General features: G+C 62.6%; 15 protein-coding genes and 1 pseudogene. 13 read left to right on the forward strand and 3 right to left on the reverse strand.

Going from position 1 to position 13,431, the window contains the following annotated elements; genetic code table 11:
- A pseudogene (locus tag B3B04_RS09230) lies at positions 1 to 1,911 on the forward strand (primosomal protein N'); the annotation flags it as partial.
- Positions 1,912 to 1,974: 63 nt separating this feature from the next.
- On the opposite strand, the gene B3B04_RS09235 reads toward B3B04_RS09230, so the two are convergent.
- Positions 1,975 to 2,790, reverse strand: coding sequence for a TerC family protein (locus B3B04_RS09235; RefSeq protein ID WP_292042154.1), 816 nt, complete (start codon positions 2,788 to 2,790; stop codon positions 1,975 to 1,977).
- 350 nt (positions 2,791 to 3,140) lie between these two features.
- Between B3B04_RS09235 and B3B04_RS09240 the strand changes: the two genes are divergently transcribed.
- The 5 genes from B3B04_RS09240 to B3B04_RS09260 all read left to right on the forward strand — a co-directional run bounded on the left by B3B04_RS09240 (position 3,141) and on the right by B3B04_RS09260 (position 8,046).
- Positions 3,141 to 3,695, forward strand: coding sequence for a F0F1 ATP synthase subunit delta (locus B3B04_RS09240; protein ID WP_292042156.1), 555 nt, complete (start codon positions 3,141 to 3,143; stop codon positions 3,693 to 3,695).
- 75 nt (positions 3,696 to 3,770) lie between these two features.
- Entirely contained in the window at positions 3,771 to 5,303 is a 1,533-nt protein-coding gene (gene atpA, locus B3B04_RS09245; RefSeq protein ID WP_292042157.1) for a F0F1 ATP synthase subunit alpha, read from the forward strand.
- Positions 5,304 to 5,333: 30 nt separating this feature from the next.
- Positions 5,334 to 6,209 (forward strand): F0F1 ATP synthase subunit gamma, encoded by an 876-nt coding sequence (locus B3B04_RS09250; protein ID WP_292042158.1) that lies wholly within the window; start codon positions 5,334 to 5,336, stop codon positions 6,207 to 6,209.
- A 34-nt stretch (positions 6,210 to 6,243) separates the two neighbouring features.
- A complete protein-coding gene (atpD, locus tag B3B04_RS09255; protein WP_292042159.1) occupies positions 6,244 to 7,776 on the forward strand; it encodes a F0F1 ATP synthase subunit beta in 1,533 nt (510 codons plus the stop codon).
- 3 nt (positions 7,777 to 7,779) lie between these two features.
- Positions 7,780 to 8,046, forward strand: a complete 267-nt coding sequence (locus B3B04_RS09260) for an ATP synthase F1 subunit epsilon (protein WP_242912335.1) — start codon at positions 7,780 to 7,782, stop codon at positions 8,044 to 8,046.
- 59 nt (positions 8,047 to 8,105) lie between these two features.
- Here the strand turns inward: B3B04_RS09260 and B3B04_RS09265 are convergent, their stop codons facing one another.
- Entirely contained in the window at positions 8,106 to 8,585 is a 480-nt protein-coding gene (locus B3B04_RS09265; RefSeq protein WP_292042163.1) for an RNA pyrophosphohydrolase, read from the reverse strand.
- Between the two features lie 77 nt (positions 8,586 to 8,662).
- Between B3B04_RS09265 and B3B04_RS09270 the strand changes: the two genes are divergently transcribed.
- The gene (locus B3B04_RS09270) at positions 8,663 to 9,070 is read left to right on the forward strand and encodes a Tat pathway signal protein (RefSeq protein ID WP_292042164.1); all 408 of its coding nucleotides are present in this window, start codon (positions 8,663 to 8,665) and stop codon (positions 9,068 to 9,070) included.
- A gap of 18 nt (positions 9,071 to 9,088) precedes the next feature.
- On the opposite strand, the gene B3B04_RS09275 is transcribed toward B3B04_RS09270, so the two are convergent.
- Positions 9,089 to 10,075 carry an ABC transporter ATP-binding protein gene (locus tag B3B04_RS09275; RefSeq protein ID WP_292042228.1) on the reverse strand — a complete coding sequence of 329 codons (987 nt, stop codon included), beginning with the start codon at positions 10,073 to 10,075 and terminating at the stop codon, positions 9,089 to 9,091.
- A 192-nt stretch (positions 10,076 to 10,267) separates the two neighbouring features.
- On the opposite strand from B3B04_RS09275, the gene B3B04_RS09280 reads away from it, so the two are divergent.
- From B3B04_RS09280 to rsfS, 6 genes are all read left to right on the forward strand, one after another.
- The gene (locus B3B04_RS09280; protein WP_292042166.1) at positions 10,268 to 10,585 is read left to right on the forward strand and encodes a hypothetical protein; all 318 of its coding nucleotides are present in this window, start codon (positions 10,268 to 10,270) and stop codon (positions 10,583 to 10,585) included.
- A 98-nt stretch (positions 10,586 to 10,683) separates the two neighbouring features.
- Positions 10,684 to 10,923 (forward strand): zinc-finger domain-containing protein, encoded by a 240-nt coding sequence (locus tag B3B04_RS09285; RefSeq protein WP_292042168.1) that lies wholly within the window; start codon positions 10,684 to 10,686, stop codon positions 10,921 to 10,923.
- A 77-nt stretch (positions 10,924 to 11,000) separates the two neighbouring features.
- Positions 11,001 to 11,441, forward strand: coding sequence for a VOC family protein (locus B3B04_RS09290; RefSeq protein WP_292042171.1), 441 nt, complete (start codon positions 11,001 to 11,003; stop codon positions 11,439 to 11,441).
- 2 nt (positions 11,442 to 11,443) lie between these two features.
- A complete protein-coding gene (locus B3B04_RS09295) occupies positions 11,444 to 12,061 on the forward strand; it encodes a DUF6655 family protein (RefSeq protein WP_292042174.1) in 618 nt (205 codons plus the stop codon).
- A gap of 111 nt (positions 12,062 to 12,172) precedes the next feature.
- Entirely contained in the window at positions 12,173 to 12,847 is a 675-nt protein-coding gene (locus B3B04_RS09300) for a nicotinate-nucleotide adenylyltransferase (RefSeq protein WP_292042176.1), read from the forward strand.
- Between the two features lie 181 nt (positions 12,848 to 13,028).
- Entirely contained in the window at positions 13,029 to 13,406 is a 378-nt protein-coding gene (gene rsfS, locus B3B04_RS09305) for a ribosome silencing factor (protein ID WP_292042230.1), read from the forward strand.
- Positions 13,407 to 13,431: the final 25 nt, after the last annotated feature.

The following is a 13,431-nucleotide window of genomic DNA, read 5'->3' on the forward strand; positions in this document are numbered from 1 at the left end:
ACGCTGAACCCGCGGGGTGAAATGGCCTCGCGCGCCATTCGATGACCGCGCGCGCCACGCCCCCGGCCCGAGCGCCGCGTGCGCCGCGTGGGCATGCGCCAGCCCCAGCGGATTACGGCTCCGCGCACCGCCGTGCTTGAGGCGCTGAAAGACCGCGCCATGACCCCCGCCGATCTGGCCCGCGCGGCTGAGGTCTCGACCGGTGTGGTCAAAGGGCTGGTGGATGAAGGCGTGTTGGAAGCCTTCGAGGTCGAGGCAGTGGCCGCTTTTGATGCGCCGCTGCCGGATCATGCGCCGTCGCATCTCAATCCCGATCAGGCGGCTTCCAGCCACGCCATGGCCGAGGCGGCCAAGGCGGGCGGCTTCGCGCCGTTCTTGCTGGATGGCATCACCGGCTCGGGCAAGACCGAGACCTATCTGGAGGCCGCCGCCGAGCTGCTGAAGGCCAGGCCGGATGCGCAAATCCTGATCCTGCTGCCGGAAATCGCCCTGACACAGGCACTGATCGAGCGGATCACCAAACGCTTTGGCGCGGCACCGGCGGAATGGCATTCAGGCGTGACCCCGCCGCGACGCCGTCAGGTGTGGGAGGCGGTGGCCGCGGGGCGCTGCAATATTGTGGTGGGCGCGCGTTCGGCGCTGTTTCTGCCCTATCGCAACCTGTCGCTGATCGTGGTCGATGAAGAACACGATGGTTCCTACAAACAGGAAGAGGGGCTGGTCTATCACGGTCGCGATCTGGCGGTCGCGCGCGCCCGGATCGAGAATGCGACGGTGGTACTGGCCTCGGCCACGCCGTCGCTCGAAACACTATGGAATGCCCAGCAGGGCCGCTATCGCTGGCTGAAACTGCGTACCCGTCACGGGGTGGCGGTGCTGCCGGATATTTCTCTGGTCGATCTGCGCCAGTGTCCGCCCGATCCGCAGACGTGGCTGTCCCAGCCCCTGCGTGAGGAAATCGGCACGAATTTGGAGCGCGGGGAGCAGAGCCTGCTGTTCCTGAACCGTCGCGGTTATGCACCGGTGGTGCTGTGCCGCGCCTGCGGACATCGGCTAACCGCACCGGATACCGACAGCTGGCTGGTCGAGCACCGCTACACCGGTCGTCTGGTCTGCCACCTGACCGGCTTTTCCATGCCCAAGCCCAAGGCCTGCCCGTCATGCGGGGCCGAGGATACGCTTGTCTCGGTCGGGCCGGGGGTAGAGCGGGTGGAAGAAGAGGTGCGCCAACTGTTTCCGGAGGCGCGCACGGCGGTCTTTTCTTCGGACACGGTGCCGGACGGGCAGGCGGCGCGCGAGCTGATCCAGTCCATGGCCGAGGGCGAGATCGACATTCTGGTGGCCACACAGGCTGCGGCCAAGGGTCACAACTTCCCGCGTCTGACGCTGGTCGGGGTGGTGGACGCCGATTTGGGCCTGCGCGGGGGGGATCTGCGTGCCGCAGAGCGCACCTATCAGTTGCTGGCACAGGCGACGGGGCGCGCGGGGCGTGCCGACAAGCCGGGACGTGCCCTGCTGCAAACCTGGACGCCCGAACATCCGGTGCTGGAAGCGCTGGCGGCCAATGACCGTGACGCCTTTGTCGAGGCCGAGATGGCCGAACGCGACGTAGCCGTCATGCCGCCCTATGGCCGACTGGCGGCACTGATCCTGTCTTCGGAAAACGCCATGGCGTTGGAGAAGACGGCCCGCGATCTGGCAGAGACCATTCCCAACGCCGAACGGCTAGAGGTCTATGGCCCCGCCGATGCGCCGCTGGCTCTGGTCAGGGGACGCCGTCGCAAGCGTATGCTGATACGGGCGGACCGCGATGTGAATATGCAGGCTTTTCTGCGGGCGTGGCTGTCGCGGGTGAAAGTGCCAGCGTCGGTGCGTCTGACGGTGGATATCGATCCGTATAGTTTCCTCTGAGCACAAAAAAGAGCCCCGCCTTTCGACGGGGCTCCTGATTGGCTGTCAGCCTGATATCCGGGGTCAGGCCTCCAGATTATCCGGCTTGGACTTGAGAGCTGCCTCGGCAGCCTCTTTCTTCATCTTGGCATTGCGCGTCCACATGTTGAGACCTTCAACAAGGGCCGAGAAGGCCATGGCGGCGTAGATGTAGCCCTTGGGCACGTGCACGCCGAAGCCGTCTGCGATCAGAACGGCACCGATCATCAGCAGGAAGCCCAGCGCCAGCATGACGACGGTCGGGTTCTTGTCGATGAAGTTGGCCAGCGGGTCGGCGGCCAGCAGCATGGTCAGAACGGCGATAATGACGGCCACCATCATGATCGGCACGTGCTCGGTCATGCCCACGGCGGTCAGGATCGAGTCGACCGAGAACACCATGTCCAGCAGAATGATCTGGAAGATCGCCGAACCCACATTGGTGATCACGACGTCCTTCTTGTCTTTTTCAAGCAGGCTGTCGTTGGCCGGGGTGGTGTCCACGGCGTGGTGGATTTCCTTGGTGGCCTTCCACACCAGGAACAGACCGCCTGCAATCAGGATCAGGTCTTTCCAAGTGAATTCGGTTTCAAAGTTGGCACCCGAAATGCCCAGATCGAAGACCGGTTGGGTCAGGCCCATGATCCAGCCGATGGTCGCCAGCAGACCCAGGCGCATGACCAGCGCCAGACCGATACCGATACGGCGCGTGCGCTGACGGTGTTCCGGCGGCAGTTTGTTGGACAGGATCGAGATAAAGATCAGGTTGTCGATGCCAAGAACGACTTCCATGGCCACGAGGGTCACAAGGGCTGCCCAAGCGGCCGGATCGGACAACAAGGCGGTTATGCTATCGAACATCGAAGTTCCTGAAAGAAGTTGAAGGCCGTTCGGTAACGGTCGCGTGATCGCGCATCAAGGGGAAAAGGGGTGCTTCTGTCGTCGCACCTTGTGGGATTGCTCCCGAATTCTGTGCATGCTCGACCAATGTCTGCCGTCCTTATCGTCCTAGAGCGCGGGTGCGGCGTTATCGTTCCGTCTCCATTGGTTGCGGCAAGCCCGCTTGCGTGGTATTGGCCGCGCGGCTTTAGCGAAGGGCGTGTCGGAAGATACGTCCTCGGTGTGCTTTGTATAAGCATATCAAGCCCTTGATCGGCGTGGGAAACTGCGGCCGATTTTGATGCAACGCTCAATATGCGGACCAAACATAAGTGGCGGACGATTTCAGGACGACGGAAGTCGGCGGACGGTATGCTCAGGCACTGTTCGACCTCGCAGAAGACAAGGGCGTGCTGGACGCCGTGCGCGCCGATCTGGCGTCGCTGAAAGCCGCGTGGCTGGAGAGCGCCGACCTGCGCCGTCTGGCAACCTCGCCGGTGATCGGTGCCGAAGATCAGGCCAAGGGTCTGGTGGCGATTGCCGACAAGGCCCAGTTCAACGCCGTGACCCGCAATCTGTTGGGCCTGCTGGCCAAGAACGGTCGCGCGGTAGACCTGCCGGGCGTGATCGCCGGTTTCGAGGCTCTGTATGCCAAGAAGACCGGTATGGTTGCTGCCGAGGTGGTGTCGGCTGTGGCGCTGAGCGCGGCCCAAACCAAGAAGATTCAATCCGAACTGCGTGCCGCTCTCGGCCGTGATCCGGAACTGACTACCCGCGTCGATCCGTCGATCCTGGGTGGTCTGAAGGTCAAGGTAGGCTCGAAACTGTTCGATGCCTCGCTGAAGACCAAGCTCGACCAGATGACCTTCGCGCTGAAACGCGCATAAGACCACCAGATCCGAACTTAAAAGATTAGACGGACCGCAAGGTTCGCACCGAAGACGAAAGCCAGAGAGCTCACCATGGATATCCGCGCTGCCGAAATCTCGGCCATTCTCAAGTCGCAGATCGCCAATTTCGGCGTGGAAGCTGATGTCTCCGACGTCGGCCAAGTGCTGTCGGTCGGCGACGGTATCGCCCGCGTTCACGGCCTGGACAATGTCCAAGCCGGTGAAATGGTGGAATTCACCAAAGCTGGCGTGAAGGGCATGGCCCTGAACCTGGAACGCGACAACGTCGGCGTCGTGATCTTCGGCACCGATGCCGAAATCTCGGAAGGCGACGACGTTCGCCGTCTGGGCGAAATCGTGGACGTGCCGGTCGGCAAGGGCCTGCTGGGCCGCGTCGTGAACCCGCTGGGCGAGCCGATCGACGGCAAGGGCCCGATCGAGTTCACCGAGCGTCGCCGCGTTGACGTTAAGGCTCCGGGCATCATCCCGCGTAAGTCGGTTCACGAGCCGATGCAGACCGGCCTGAAGTCGATCGACACCCTGATCCCGATCGGCCGTGGCCAGCGCGAGTTGATCATTGGTGACCGTCAGGTCGGCAAGACCGCCGTCGCCGTCGACACCATCCTGAACCAGAAGCCGCTGAACAAGTCGGACGACGAGTCGCAAAAGCTGTACTGCATCTACGTTGCAGTGGGCCAAAAGCGCTCGACCGTTGCCCAGATCGTTAAGACCCTCGAAGAGTCGGGCGCTCTGGAATACACCATCGTGGTTGCCGCAACCGCTTCGGAACCGGCTCCGCTGCAGTTCCTGGCTCCGTTCGCCGGTACTGCCATGGGCGAGTTCTTCCGCGACAACGGCATGCACGGCCTGATCGTTTATGACGATCTGTCGAAGCAAGCTGTTGCCTATCGTCAAATGTCGCTGCTGCTGCGCCGTCCGCCGGGCCGCGAAGCTTACCCGGGCGACGTCTTCTACCTGCACTCGCGTCTGCTCGAGCGTTCGGCCAAGCTGAACGGCGACTACGGCTCGGGCTCGCTGACCGCTCTGCCGATCATCGAAACCCAGGCTAACGACGTGTCGGCCTACATCCCGACCAACGTGATCTCGATCACCGACGGCCAGATCTTCCTGGAATCGGACCTGTTCTACCAAGGCATCCGTCCGGCTGTGAACGTCGGTATCTCGGTGTCGCGCGTCGGTTCGTCGGCTCAAACCAAGGCGATGAAGAAGGTCGCTGGCCCGATTAAGGGCGAGCTGGCCCAGTACCGCGAAATGGCAGCCTTCGCCAAGTTCGGTTCGGACCTCGACGTCTCGACCCAGAAGCTGCTGGCTCGTGGCGCTCGCCTGACCGAGCTGCTGAAGCAGCCGCAGTACGCTCCGCTGACCATGGAAGAGCAGGTTGTGTCGGTTTACGCCGGTACCCGTGGCTACCTGGACGGTATCGCAGTGGCCGACGTCGGTCGCTTCGAGAAGGAACTGCTGGCCCGCGTGCACGCTAACAACGCGTCGCTGCTGGAAGGCATCCGCACCAAGAAGGACCTGACCGCCGAGCTCGAAACCGAGCTGAAGGGCGTTCTGGAATCCTTCGTGAAGACCTTCGCCTAAGAGCCCCAACCGAAGCGAGAGTAACGCCGGATGGCCAGCCTCAAGGAAATGCGCGATCGGATCGGAAGCGTTAAGTCGACGCAGAAGATCACGAAAGCCCTGAACATGGTCGCCGCGGCCAAGCTGAAGCGTGCACAGGAACAGGCTGAAAATGCCCGTCCTTACGCCCAGCGTATGGCTTCGGTGATCGCCAACCTGGCCGCCGGTGTGCAAGGTGCGGATGCTCCGCGCCTTCTCGCTGGGACCGGGGAGGACCAACGCTACCTGATCGTGGTGGCCACCGCAGACAAGGGTCTGGCCGGCGGCTTCTCCTCGAACGTGATCAAGGCTGCGCGCGAGCGCATCAACAGCCTGATCGCACAGGGCAAGGACGTTAAGATCATTGCCGTGGGTCGCAAGTCCCGCGACCAGCTGGCCCGCCTGTATGGCGAAAAGCTGGTCCGCACTTTTGAACTGTCGGAACACAAGACTGTCGGTCTGCACTCGGCCCAGCCGATTGCCGAACTGATTGCCGAAATGTTCGAGAACGGCGAGGCCGATGTGGTCCAGCTGTTCTACAGCCAGTTCAAGTCCGTGATCCAACAGGTTCCGACCGGCGCACAGCTGGTTCCGGCTGAAGTCGAAGCGGCTTCGTCGGCAGACAACAGCACGGCTCTGTACGAGTATGAGCCGTCGGAAGAGGAAATCCTCGAGACCCTGTTGCCGCGTAACCTGACGACCCAGATCCTGGCGGCACTGCTGGAAAACCAAGCGGGCTTCTTCGGCTCGCAGATGGCTGCGATGGACAACGCCACGCGTAACGCGGGCGACCTCATCAATGCCCTGACCCTGCAGTACAACCGCAAACGTCAGGCCCAGATCACTACCGAGCTGATCGAGATCATCGCTGGCGCCGAAGCCATCTGATCCCGAACGACACCATTCCGAACCGGACACACCCATGACCGACGCCACCGCTCCGAAGAAACCCGCCGCCAAGAAGCCGGCTGCCAAGAAGACCGCTGCCGCCGCCACCGTCCCCGCTGCTGGCCAGGGCAAGATCGCCCAGGTCATCGGCGCCGTTGTCGACGTCGAGTTCGAAGGCCAACTGCCGGCCATCCTGAACGCTCTGGAAACCCAGAACGTCGACCAGAAGACCGGCGAGCCCTTCACCCTGGTTCTCGAGGTTGCCCAGCACCTCGGCGAGAACATGGTCCGCGCCATCGCCATGGACACCACCGAAGGCCTGACCCGCGGCCAGCCGGTTGTGGACACCGGCAAGTCGATCATGGCTCCGGTTGGTCCGGGCACCCTCGGCCGCATCATGAACGTCGTCGGTCAGCCGATCGACGAAGCTGGCCCGATCCAGACCACCGAATACCGTCCGATCCACAAGGACGCTCCGACCTTCGACCAACAGTCGACCTCGGCTGAAATCCTGGTCACCGGCATTAAGGTCATCGACCTGATCTGCCCGTACACCAAGGGCGGCAAGATCGGCCTGTTCGGCGGCGCCGGCGTGGGCAAGACCGTGACCATGCAGGAACTGATCAACAACATCGCCAAGGCTTACGGCGGTTATTCGGTTCTGGCCGGCGTGGGCGAGCGTACCCGCGAAGGTAACGACCTGTACCACGAAATGATCGAGTCGAACGTGAACGTCGACCCGAAGGAAAACGGCGGTTCGACCGTGGGCTCCAAGTGCGCCCTGGTTTACGGCCAGATGAACGAGCCTCCGGGTGCCCGTGCCCGTGTGGCACTGACCGGCCTGTCGATCGCAGAATACTTCCGCGACGAAGAAGGCAAGGACGTGCTGCTGTTCGTCGACAACATCTTCCGCTTCACCCAAGCCGGTTCGGAAGTGTCGGCTCTGCTGGGTCGTATCCCGTCGGCCGTGGGCTATCAGCCGACGCTGGCGACCGAAATGGGTAACCTGCAAGAGCGCATTACCTCGACCAAGAAGGGCTCGATCACCTCGGTTCAAGCCATCTACGTGCCGGCCGACGACCTGACCGACCCGGCTCCGGCTGGTACCTTCGCCCACTTGGACGCGACGACCGTTCTGAACCGCGACATCGCGGCTCAGGCTATCTTCCCGGCTGTGGACCCGCTGGACTCGACCTCGCGCATCATGGACCCGCTGGTCATCGGTGAAGAACACTACACCGTGGCCCGTCGCGTTCAGGAAATCCTGCAACAGTATAAGGCGCTGAAGGACATCATCGCCATTCTGGGCATGGATGAACTGTCGGAAGACGACAAGCTGGTCGTGGCCCGCGCCCGTAAGATCCAGCGCTTCCTGTCGCAGCCGTTCCACGTGGCCGAGCAGTTCACGAACACCCCGGGTGCCTTCGTTGAGCTGGCTGACACCATCCGCTCGTTCAAGGCGATCTGCGACGGTGAATACGACCACCTGCCGGAAGCCGCCTTCTACATGGTTGGCCCGATCGAGGAAGTGGTCGCCAAGGCCGAGAAGATGGCTGCCGAGGCCTAATCCATGACCGGCAAGCTGAACTTCTCCCTCGTCGCCCCGGAACGCGAAATCTTCGCGGGCCAGGTCGATCAGGTCGACGCACCGGGTGTCGAGGGCGACTTCGGCGTCCTCCCGGGCCACGCCCCGTTCATGACCACGCTGCGTGAAGGCGTGATCACGATCTACGAAGGCAATGCCCGTCGTCGCTTCGACGTCAAAGGCGGTTTTGCCGACGTCAACGGTGAGGGTCTGACCATTCTCGCCGAAGAGGCTTCGGAAATCGTCGCCTAAGCGGTCGAACCGAACTGAAATGAAAAAGGCCCCCGTCATCGCGACGGGGGCCTTTTTCTTTACTCCGCCAGATGTTTGAACGCCTGAACCACGGCCTCATAGGCAGGGCGTTTGAACGGCACGATCAGATCGACGGCCTCGGCCAGTTCGCCCCAGCGCCAGTCTTCGAATTCGACCTCATCATCGGCAAACAGGTCGATTTCGCTATCTGGGCCTGTCAGACGGAAGGCAAACCACATCTGCTTCTGCCCCTTGAAGCCGCGCCACGCCTTGGGGCCTGCGGCTTCATCGGGAAAGTCGTAGCTGACCCACTCGTCGGTGCGGGCCAGAAACTCGACCGAGGTCACGCCCGTTTCCTCGCGCAGTTCGCGGCGGGCGGCGGCTTCGAGGTCTTCGCCTTCATCCACGCCGCCCTGCGGAAACTGCCAGTTGAAAGGGCCCGGGGTCTTGGCCCGACGGCCCAGCCAGACCCGGCCGTCAGCATTAAAAAGCACCACCCCCACATTGGGGCGGTAGTTGGAAAGATCACGCAATGTCATGGGCAAAAGCTAAACGCCTGCGTCAGACAGCGCTAGGTGTAACCGCCGTTTAAGCTTGGCAGTGATAAGGGGGCCGTATGGACAGACGTCAGATGATCACCGGCCTATGGGCCAGCAGCTGCCTGATGGCTGTGGCACCCGCCGCCTATGCTGGCCCCAAGGCCGAGGGTGGCTCATCGGCGGGTGGCCAGCTGCGTATGGCTCTGATCAATGCCACGGTCTTGCGCCGCACAGGGCGGCGCGGCGTCATGTCGGTCGAAAGCACACTGGATATTGCCGATGGCGCACTGTTCGAGCGCGCCAAGCTGTCACAGCCGCGCCTGAATGCAGCCTTCAACGAGGCCATTCAGCTCTATGCCTCGCGTATGCTGCCCCACGCTGTGCCGGACTTGGATGCGATCACTGCGACCCTTCAGAGGGCCACAGATCGCGTGCTGGGAAGGGCAGGGGCCAAGGTCCTGCTCGGCACGGTCATGGTCACCTGAGGCGACTGAAGGGGCACCTTAGTCCTGCGTCGGATCGGGGCGGCTGGTGTCGCCATAGGTCAGGGCCAAGAAGACGTCTTCCAGATCCGGATCCTCGGTTGTGATGTCGCGGATGGTGATGCCAGCGGCGCGCACGGCATTCAGTACCTGCTCCACGCTGGACTGACCGGTGCGATAGGTGACGGCGAACGAGCCATTCGCGCGCGGGGCGACGCTGAAACCGTTGAGCTCCGGCAGGGTCTCGACCGGCGTTTCGGGGACCACCACCACATTGCGGGTATCCAGACGGCGCAGCAGCTGCTGGGTCGGCTCGCAGGTGATGACCTCGCCACGGTTGACGATGGCGATGGTGTCGCAAAGCTCTTGGGCTTCTTCGAGGTAGTGGGTGGTCAGGATGACCGTCACACCTTCCTCGTTGATCTTGCGCACATAGTCCCAAAGCTGGCGGCGCAGCTCGACGTCCACGCCCGCGGTCGGCTCATCGAGGATCAGCACCGGCGGGTTGTGCACCAGCGCCTTAGCCACCATCAGGCGACGCTTCATGCCACCCGACAGTTGGCGCACATAGGCATTGGCCTTGTCCGAAAGGCCCAGCGCGGCCAGCAGTTCGTCCGAGCGGCGCTCGTCGGCGGGCACGCCATAGAAACCGGCCTGAACCTCCAATGACTCGCGCGGGGTGAAAAAGACGTCGGCCACCACTTCCTGCGGCACCACGCCCAGTGCGGCGCGGGCATCGCGGCCATGGGTGTCGATATCGCGGTCCCAGATTTTCACCGTGCCTTCGGATTTGTTGACCACACCGGCGATGATGTTGATCAGGGTCGACTTGCCCGCACCGTTGGGACCCAGCAGGCCGAACATGGAGCCGCGCGGCACTGTCAGATCGACGCCTCTCAGAGCCACCTTGGCCGGGGCCTTTTTGGTGCCCTTATAGGTCTTTTTCAGACCGCGAACTTCGATGGCGTTAACAGGCAAGGCGTTCGCCACGGGCGCGGTGTCGGTCATGGAGTGGGGCTTCGGCTGGGTCATGGAAACAACGCGGCATAGGTAGGCACGATTGCCGTCTTCGCCAAGCGGGGTGAGCATTTAGGGCGATCCCTGCCCCGCTTTGACAAGTGTGCTTGACATCCGCCTTTATCGTATGTCAAACAGACTTGTCACAAAGACAAGCAAGCAAGACAGACAGGAGTTGCCCCCATGAGTGCTGTGCAGTTGGACACCGTCACGCCGACCCCTTCGACGGCTACGAAGGCTTCGCCGCGTCGCCGGATGATTGGTTATGGAGCCCTCGCGGCTTGCGCGGTCGGCTATGCAGGCTTTACGGCCATGATCGTGGCCCTGAAGCTGGGCTGGGTCAGCACGGCGACGGCCCTTTGGGTGGGCGGCATCTTTGCCGTGGTGGGCGAGGCGGGGCTGTGGATCGGCGCGGCCTATCTGGGGCTCAGCCTCTATACACGCCGCAAGGCCATGCTGGCGCGCTGGTTCGGTCGAGCCAAGGCCACGCCTTCTGCTTGATAATCGTTACGGAAAACGGTCACGGCGCGAAGGCAAGGTTTGACCTGACGGCGGCGTCCACCTAGGAAGAGCGAACTATTTTCCAGAGGACGTGTTCCATGCCTCCGCGCCATCCTGACAGCATCGCTCCCCAGCCCGAAGAGATCGTGGTCACGCAAAAGCGTGTCGCCTGCGACGGCGGCGGCGGTGCTCTTGGCCACCCGCTCGTCTATATGGAGATGGGTGAGGACAACTCGGTCGAATGCAAATACTGCGACCGCGTTTTTGTTCTGTCGGCCAACCACCATAACGAAAACGAATACCTCGACCCGGCGGCGCGTCCGCCCGAGGCTCACTAAGAGCTTGTCGTTTGGCGAGCGCCGCGTGCCGTTAGGCGCGCGTGCACTCGGGTCCGGTATCGCGTAAGGTTGGTTTCATGCGTTATTTGCACACCATGGTCCGGGTTAAGGACCTCGATGCCTCGCTCCACTTCTACTGCAATCTGCTGGGTCTGGTTGAGACCCGCCGGATCGAGAACGAGCAAGGTCGGTTCACCCTCGTCTATCTGGCCGCCCCGCTGGACGCCGACCGCGCCCGCGCTGAAAAACAGCCGGAAGTCGAGCTGACCTATAACTGGGACACTGAAGACTATCAGGGTGGTCGCAACTTCGGCCATCTGGCCTTCGAGGTCGATGACATCTACGCCGCCTGCGAAAAACTGGCGGCCGGCGGCGTGACCATCAACCGTCCGCCGCGCGATGGCTGGATGGCCTTTGTGCGTTCTCCTGACGGCATCTCGGTCGAACTGCTGCAAAAGGGCGAGCGTCTGGCTCCGGCCGAGCCTTGGGCCTCGATGGAAAATACGGGAAGCTGGTAAATATGGTAGCGGTACGGACTTCGATTGCTGCAGCTCTGGTGCTTGCACTGGGAGCCTGCGCTTCGGTGACGGAGACCAATCCGTCTCGTACCGCTACGGACATGTTGCTGGTCAATCGCGCCGCCGAGCGGGCTGTTGAAGGCCTGATCCTGCCGGTCCCGCAAGGGGCCCGCATCTTTGTCGACGAAACCTATTTCCAAGCGGAAAATGCCCGCTATGCGCTGAGCGCGATCCGCGCGGCCCTGTCCGAGGCGGGCTATGCGCTGGTACGGGAACGTGGCGAGTCGGACGCAGTGTTCGAGGTGCGCGCGACGGCGCTCTCGCTGGAACAGATGCGGCGCGTGTTCGGCCTTCCGGAAATGCGGGTGCCGATCAACGAAAACTTCAACGTCGTCTCCTTGCCCGAGTTGTCGATCTATTCGAACCGCGACCGTATGGGCGTGGCAGAGTTCTCCGGCTTTATCTACGATACCCGCACGGGCATGCCGCTGGGGGCTGTCACCCCCATGATCGGCCAGTACAAGATCCGCAGCCACCGCGCATTGATGGTGCTGACCTGGGGGCAACAGCTGGCCCAGCCGGGCGAGCGGGAACCGGGATCAAGCTGGCGCGAGTTCTGATCGCATCCGGACGTTTTCAGTCGAGACAGACCCCTAAACGCGTGTTAGGGCAGGACTGAGCAAAAGCGGCTTGCCGCAACGTCCACTTTCAACGCCGGCTGATATCCTCCCGTGACATTCTTCCATGCAGGACCTGCGCCCAAGGGCGGCGGTCTCCGTTCGGGGGCGCTGAGGGACGGTTTGCATCTGGCACCCGGCATGAAGGTGGGCCTGTTCGGCGGGTCGTTTAATCCGGCCCATGACGGCCATGCCCATGTGGCCGAAACCGCCATGCGTCGTTTGGATCTGGACCGCGTGGTGTGGCTGGTCTCGCCGCAAAATCCGCTGAAATCCTCGCACGAGATGGCCCCGCTGGAAGAGCGTATGGCCTCGGCACGCGAAGCGGCCCGCATGGTCGGCCCGCGTATGATCGTCTCGGACGTCGAAACCCGCATGGGCACCCAGTGGACGGTTGATACTCTGCGCGCCCTGGTCGCGCGGCATCCGGGTGTGCGCTTTGTGTGGCTGATGGGATCGGACAATCTGGCGGGTTTCCACCGCTGGAGAGGCTGGACCGACATCATGCGCCTGATGCCGATGGCGGTGATCGCACGGCCCGGCAGCCTGCTGGACAGCCGCTCGGCTCCCGCGGCGGTACGCTTTGCCCGCGCGCGCATTCCATCCGCGCAGGCGGGCCTGCTGGCCAGTCTGGAAGCGCCCGCCTGGACCTACATCACTGCGCCCCTGAATCCACGCTCTTCGACGGCCATTCGGGCTGCGCGGTCACGTCGTACCGAAGTCGGGTGACGCTTCGGCGCATTCGTGCTATATGGGGACTTTGGTAAAACCTCTCTGGAGCCCTCCGCTGAGCCCCCAATCTGCGCAAGACGCGCACGACGTAACCGCCCAATCGGCGGAGCGTGACACGGACGTCCTTGATCCTCTCCATTCGGCTGAGGACTATTTCGACGACGAGTCCGAACAGAATATCGACGCCGATCGCGAACCGCTGCCGGTCGGACAGACCGAGCTTGAAAACGCGATCCTGTCCAAACTTGATTTCGACAAGGCCTCAGACATCGTTCTGATCGACCTGCGTGGCAAGAGCCCGATGTCCGACGCCATGATCGTGGCTTCGGGTCGCTCGCATCGTCACGTGGGTGCCTTGGCTGACCACCTTCTGCGCCTTTTCAAGGACATGGGCCTTGGCAAGGTGAAGGTCGAGGGTCTGCCGCACTGTGACTGGGTGCTGCTGGATGCAGGCGACGTGATCGTCCACCTGTTCCGCCCTGAAGTGCGCACCTTCTACAACATCGAAAAGATCTGGGCCGTTGACAGCGCCCACCGCGGCGTTGGTCGCAGCTGATCTATTTCGCGTCTGACGGACTGTA

This window comes from Brevundimonas sp. UBA5713, from assembly GCF_002419815.1.
Taxonomy (GTDB): domain Bacteria; phylum Pseudomonadota; class Alphaproteobacteria; order Caulobacterales; family Caulobacteraceae; genus Brevundimonas.

Bases quoted from the DNA above. Each gene is read 5' to 3' on its own strand.
- B3B04_RS09235 (WP_292042154.1), bottom strand. From the start codon at position 2,790: ATGTTCGATAGCATAACCGCCTTGTTGTCCGATCCGGCCGCTTGGGCA.
- atpA (WP_292042157.1), top strand. From the start codon at position 3,771: ATGGATATCCGCGCTGCCGAAATCTCGGCCATTCTCAAGTCGCAGATC.
- B3B04_RS09250 (WP_292042158.1), top strand. From the start codon at position 5,334: ATGGCCAGCCTCAAGGAAATGCGCGATCGGATCGGAAGCGTTAAGTCG.
- atpD (WP_292042159.1), top strand. From the start codon at position 6,244: ATGACCGACGCCACCGCTCCGAAGAAACCCGCCGCCAAGAAGCCGGCT.
- B3B04_RS09260 (WP_242912335.1), top strand. From the start codon at position 7,780: ATGACCGGCAAGCTGAACTTCTCCCTCGTCGCCCCGGAACGCGAAATC.
- B3B04_RS09265 (WP_292042163.1), bottom strand. From the start codon at position 8,585: ATGACATTGCGTGATCTTTCCAACTACCGCCCCAATGTGGGGGTGGTG.
- B3B04_RS09270 (WP_292042164.1), top strand. From the start codon at position 8,663: ATGGACAGACGTCAGATGATCACCGGCCTATGGGCCAGCAGCTGCCTG.
- B3B04_RS09275 (WP_292042228.1), bottom strand. From the start codon at position 10,075: ATGACCGACACCGCGCCCGTGGCGAACGCCTTGCCTGTTAACGCCATC.
- B3B04_RS09280 (WP_292042166.1), top strand. From the start codon at position 10,268: ATGAGTGCTGTGCAGTTGGACACCGTCACGCCGACCCCTTCGACGGCT.
- B3B04_RS09285 (WP_292042168.1), top strand. From the start codon at position 10,684: ATGCCTCCGCGCCATCCTGACAGCATCGCTCCCCAGCCCGAAGAGATC.
- B3B04_RS09290 (WP_292042171.1), top strand. From the start codon at position 11,001: ATGCGTTATTTGCACACCATGGTCCGGGTTAAGGACCTCGATGCCTCG.
- B3B04_RS09295 (WP_292042174.1), top strand. From the start codon at position 11,444: ATGGTAGCGGTACGGACTTCGATTGCTGCAGCTCTGGTGCTTGCACTG.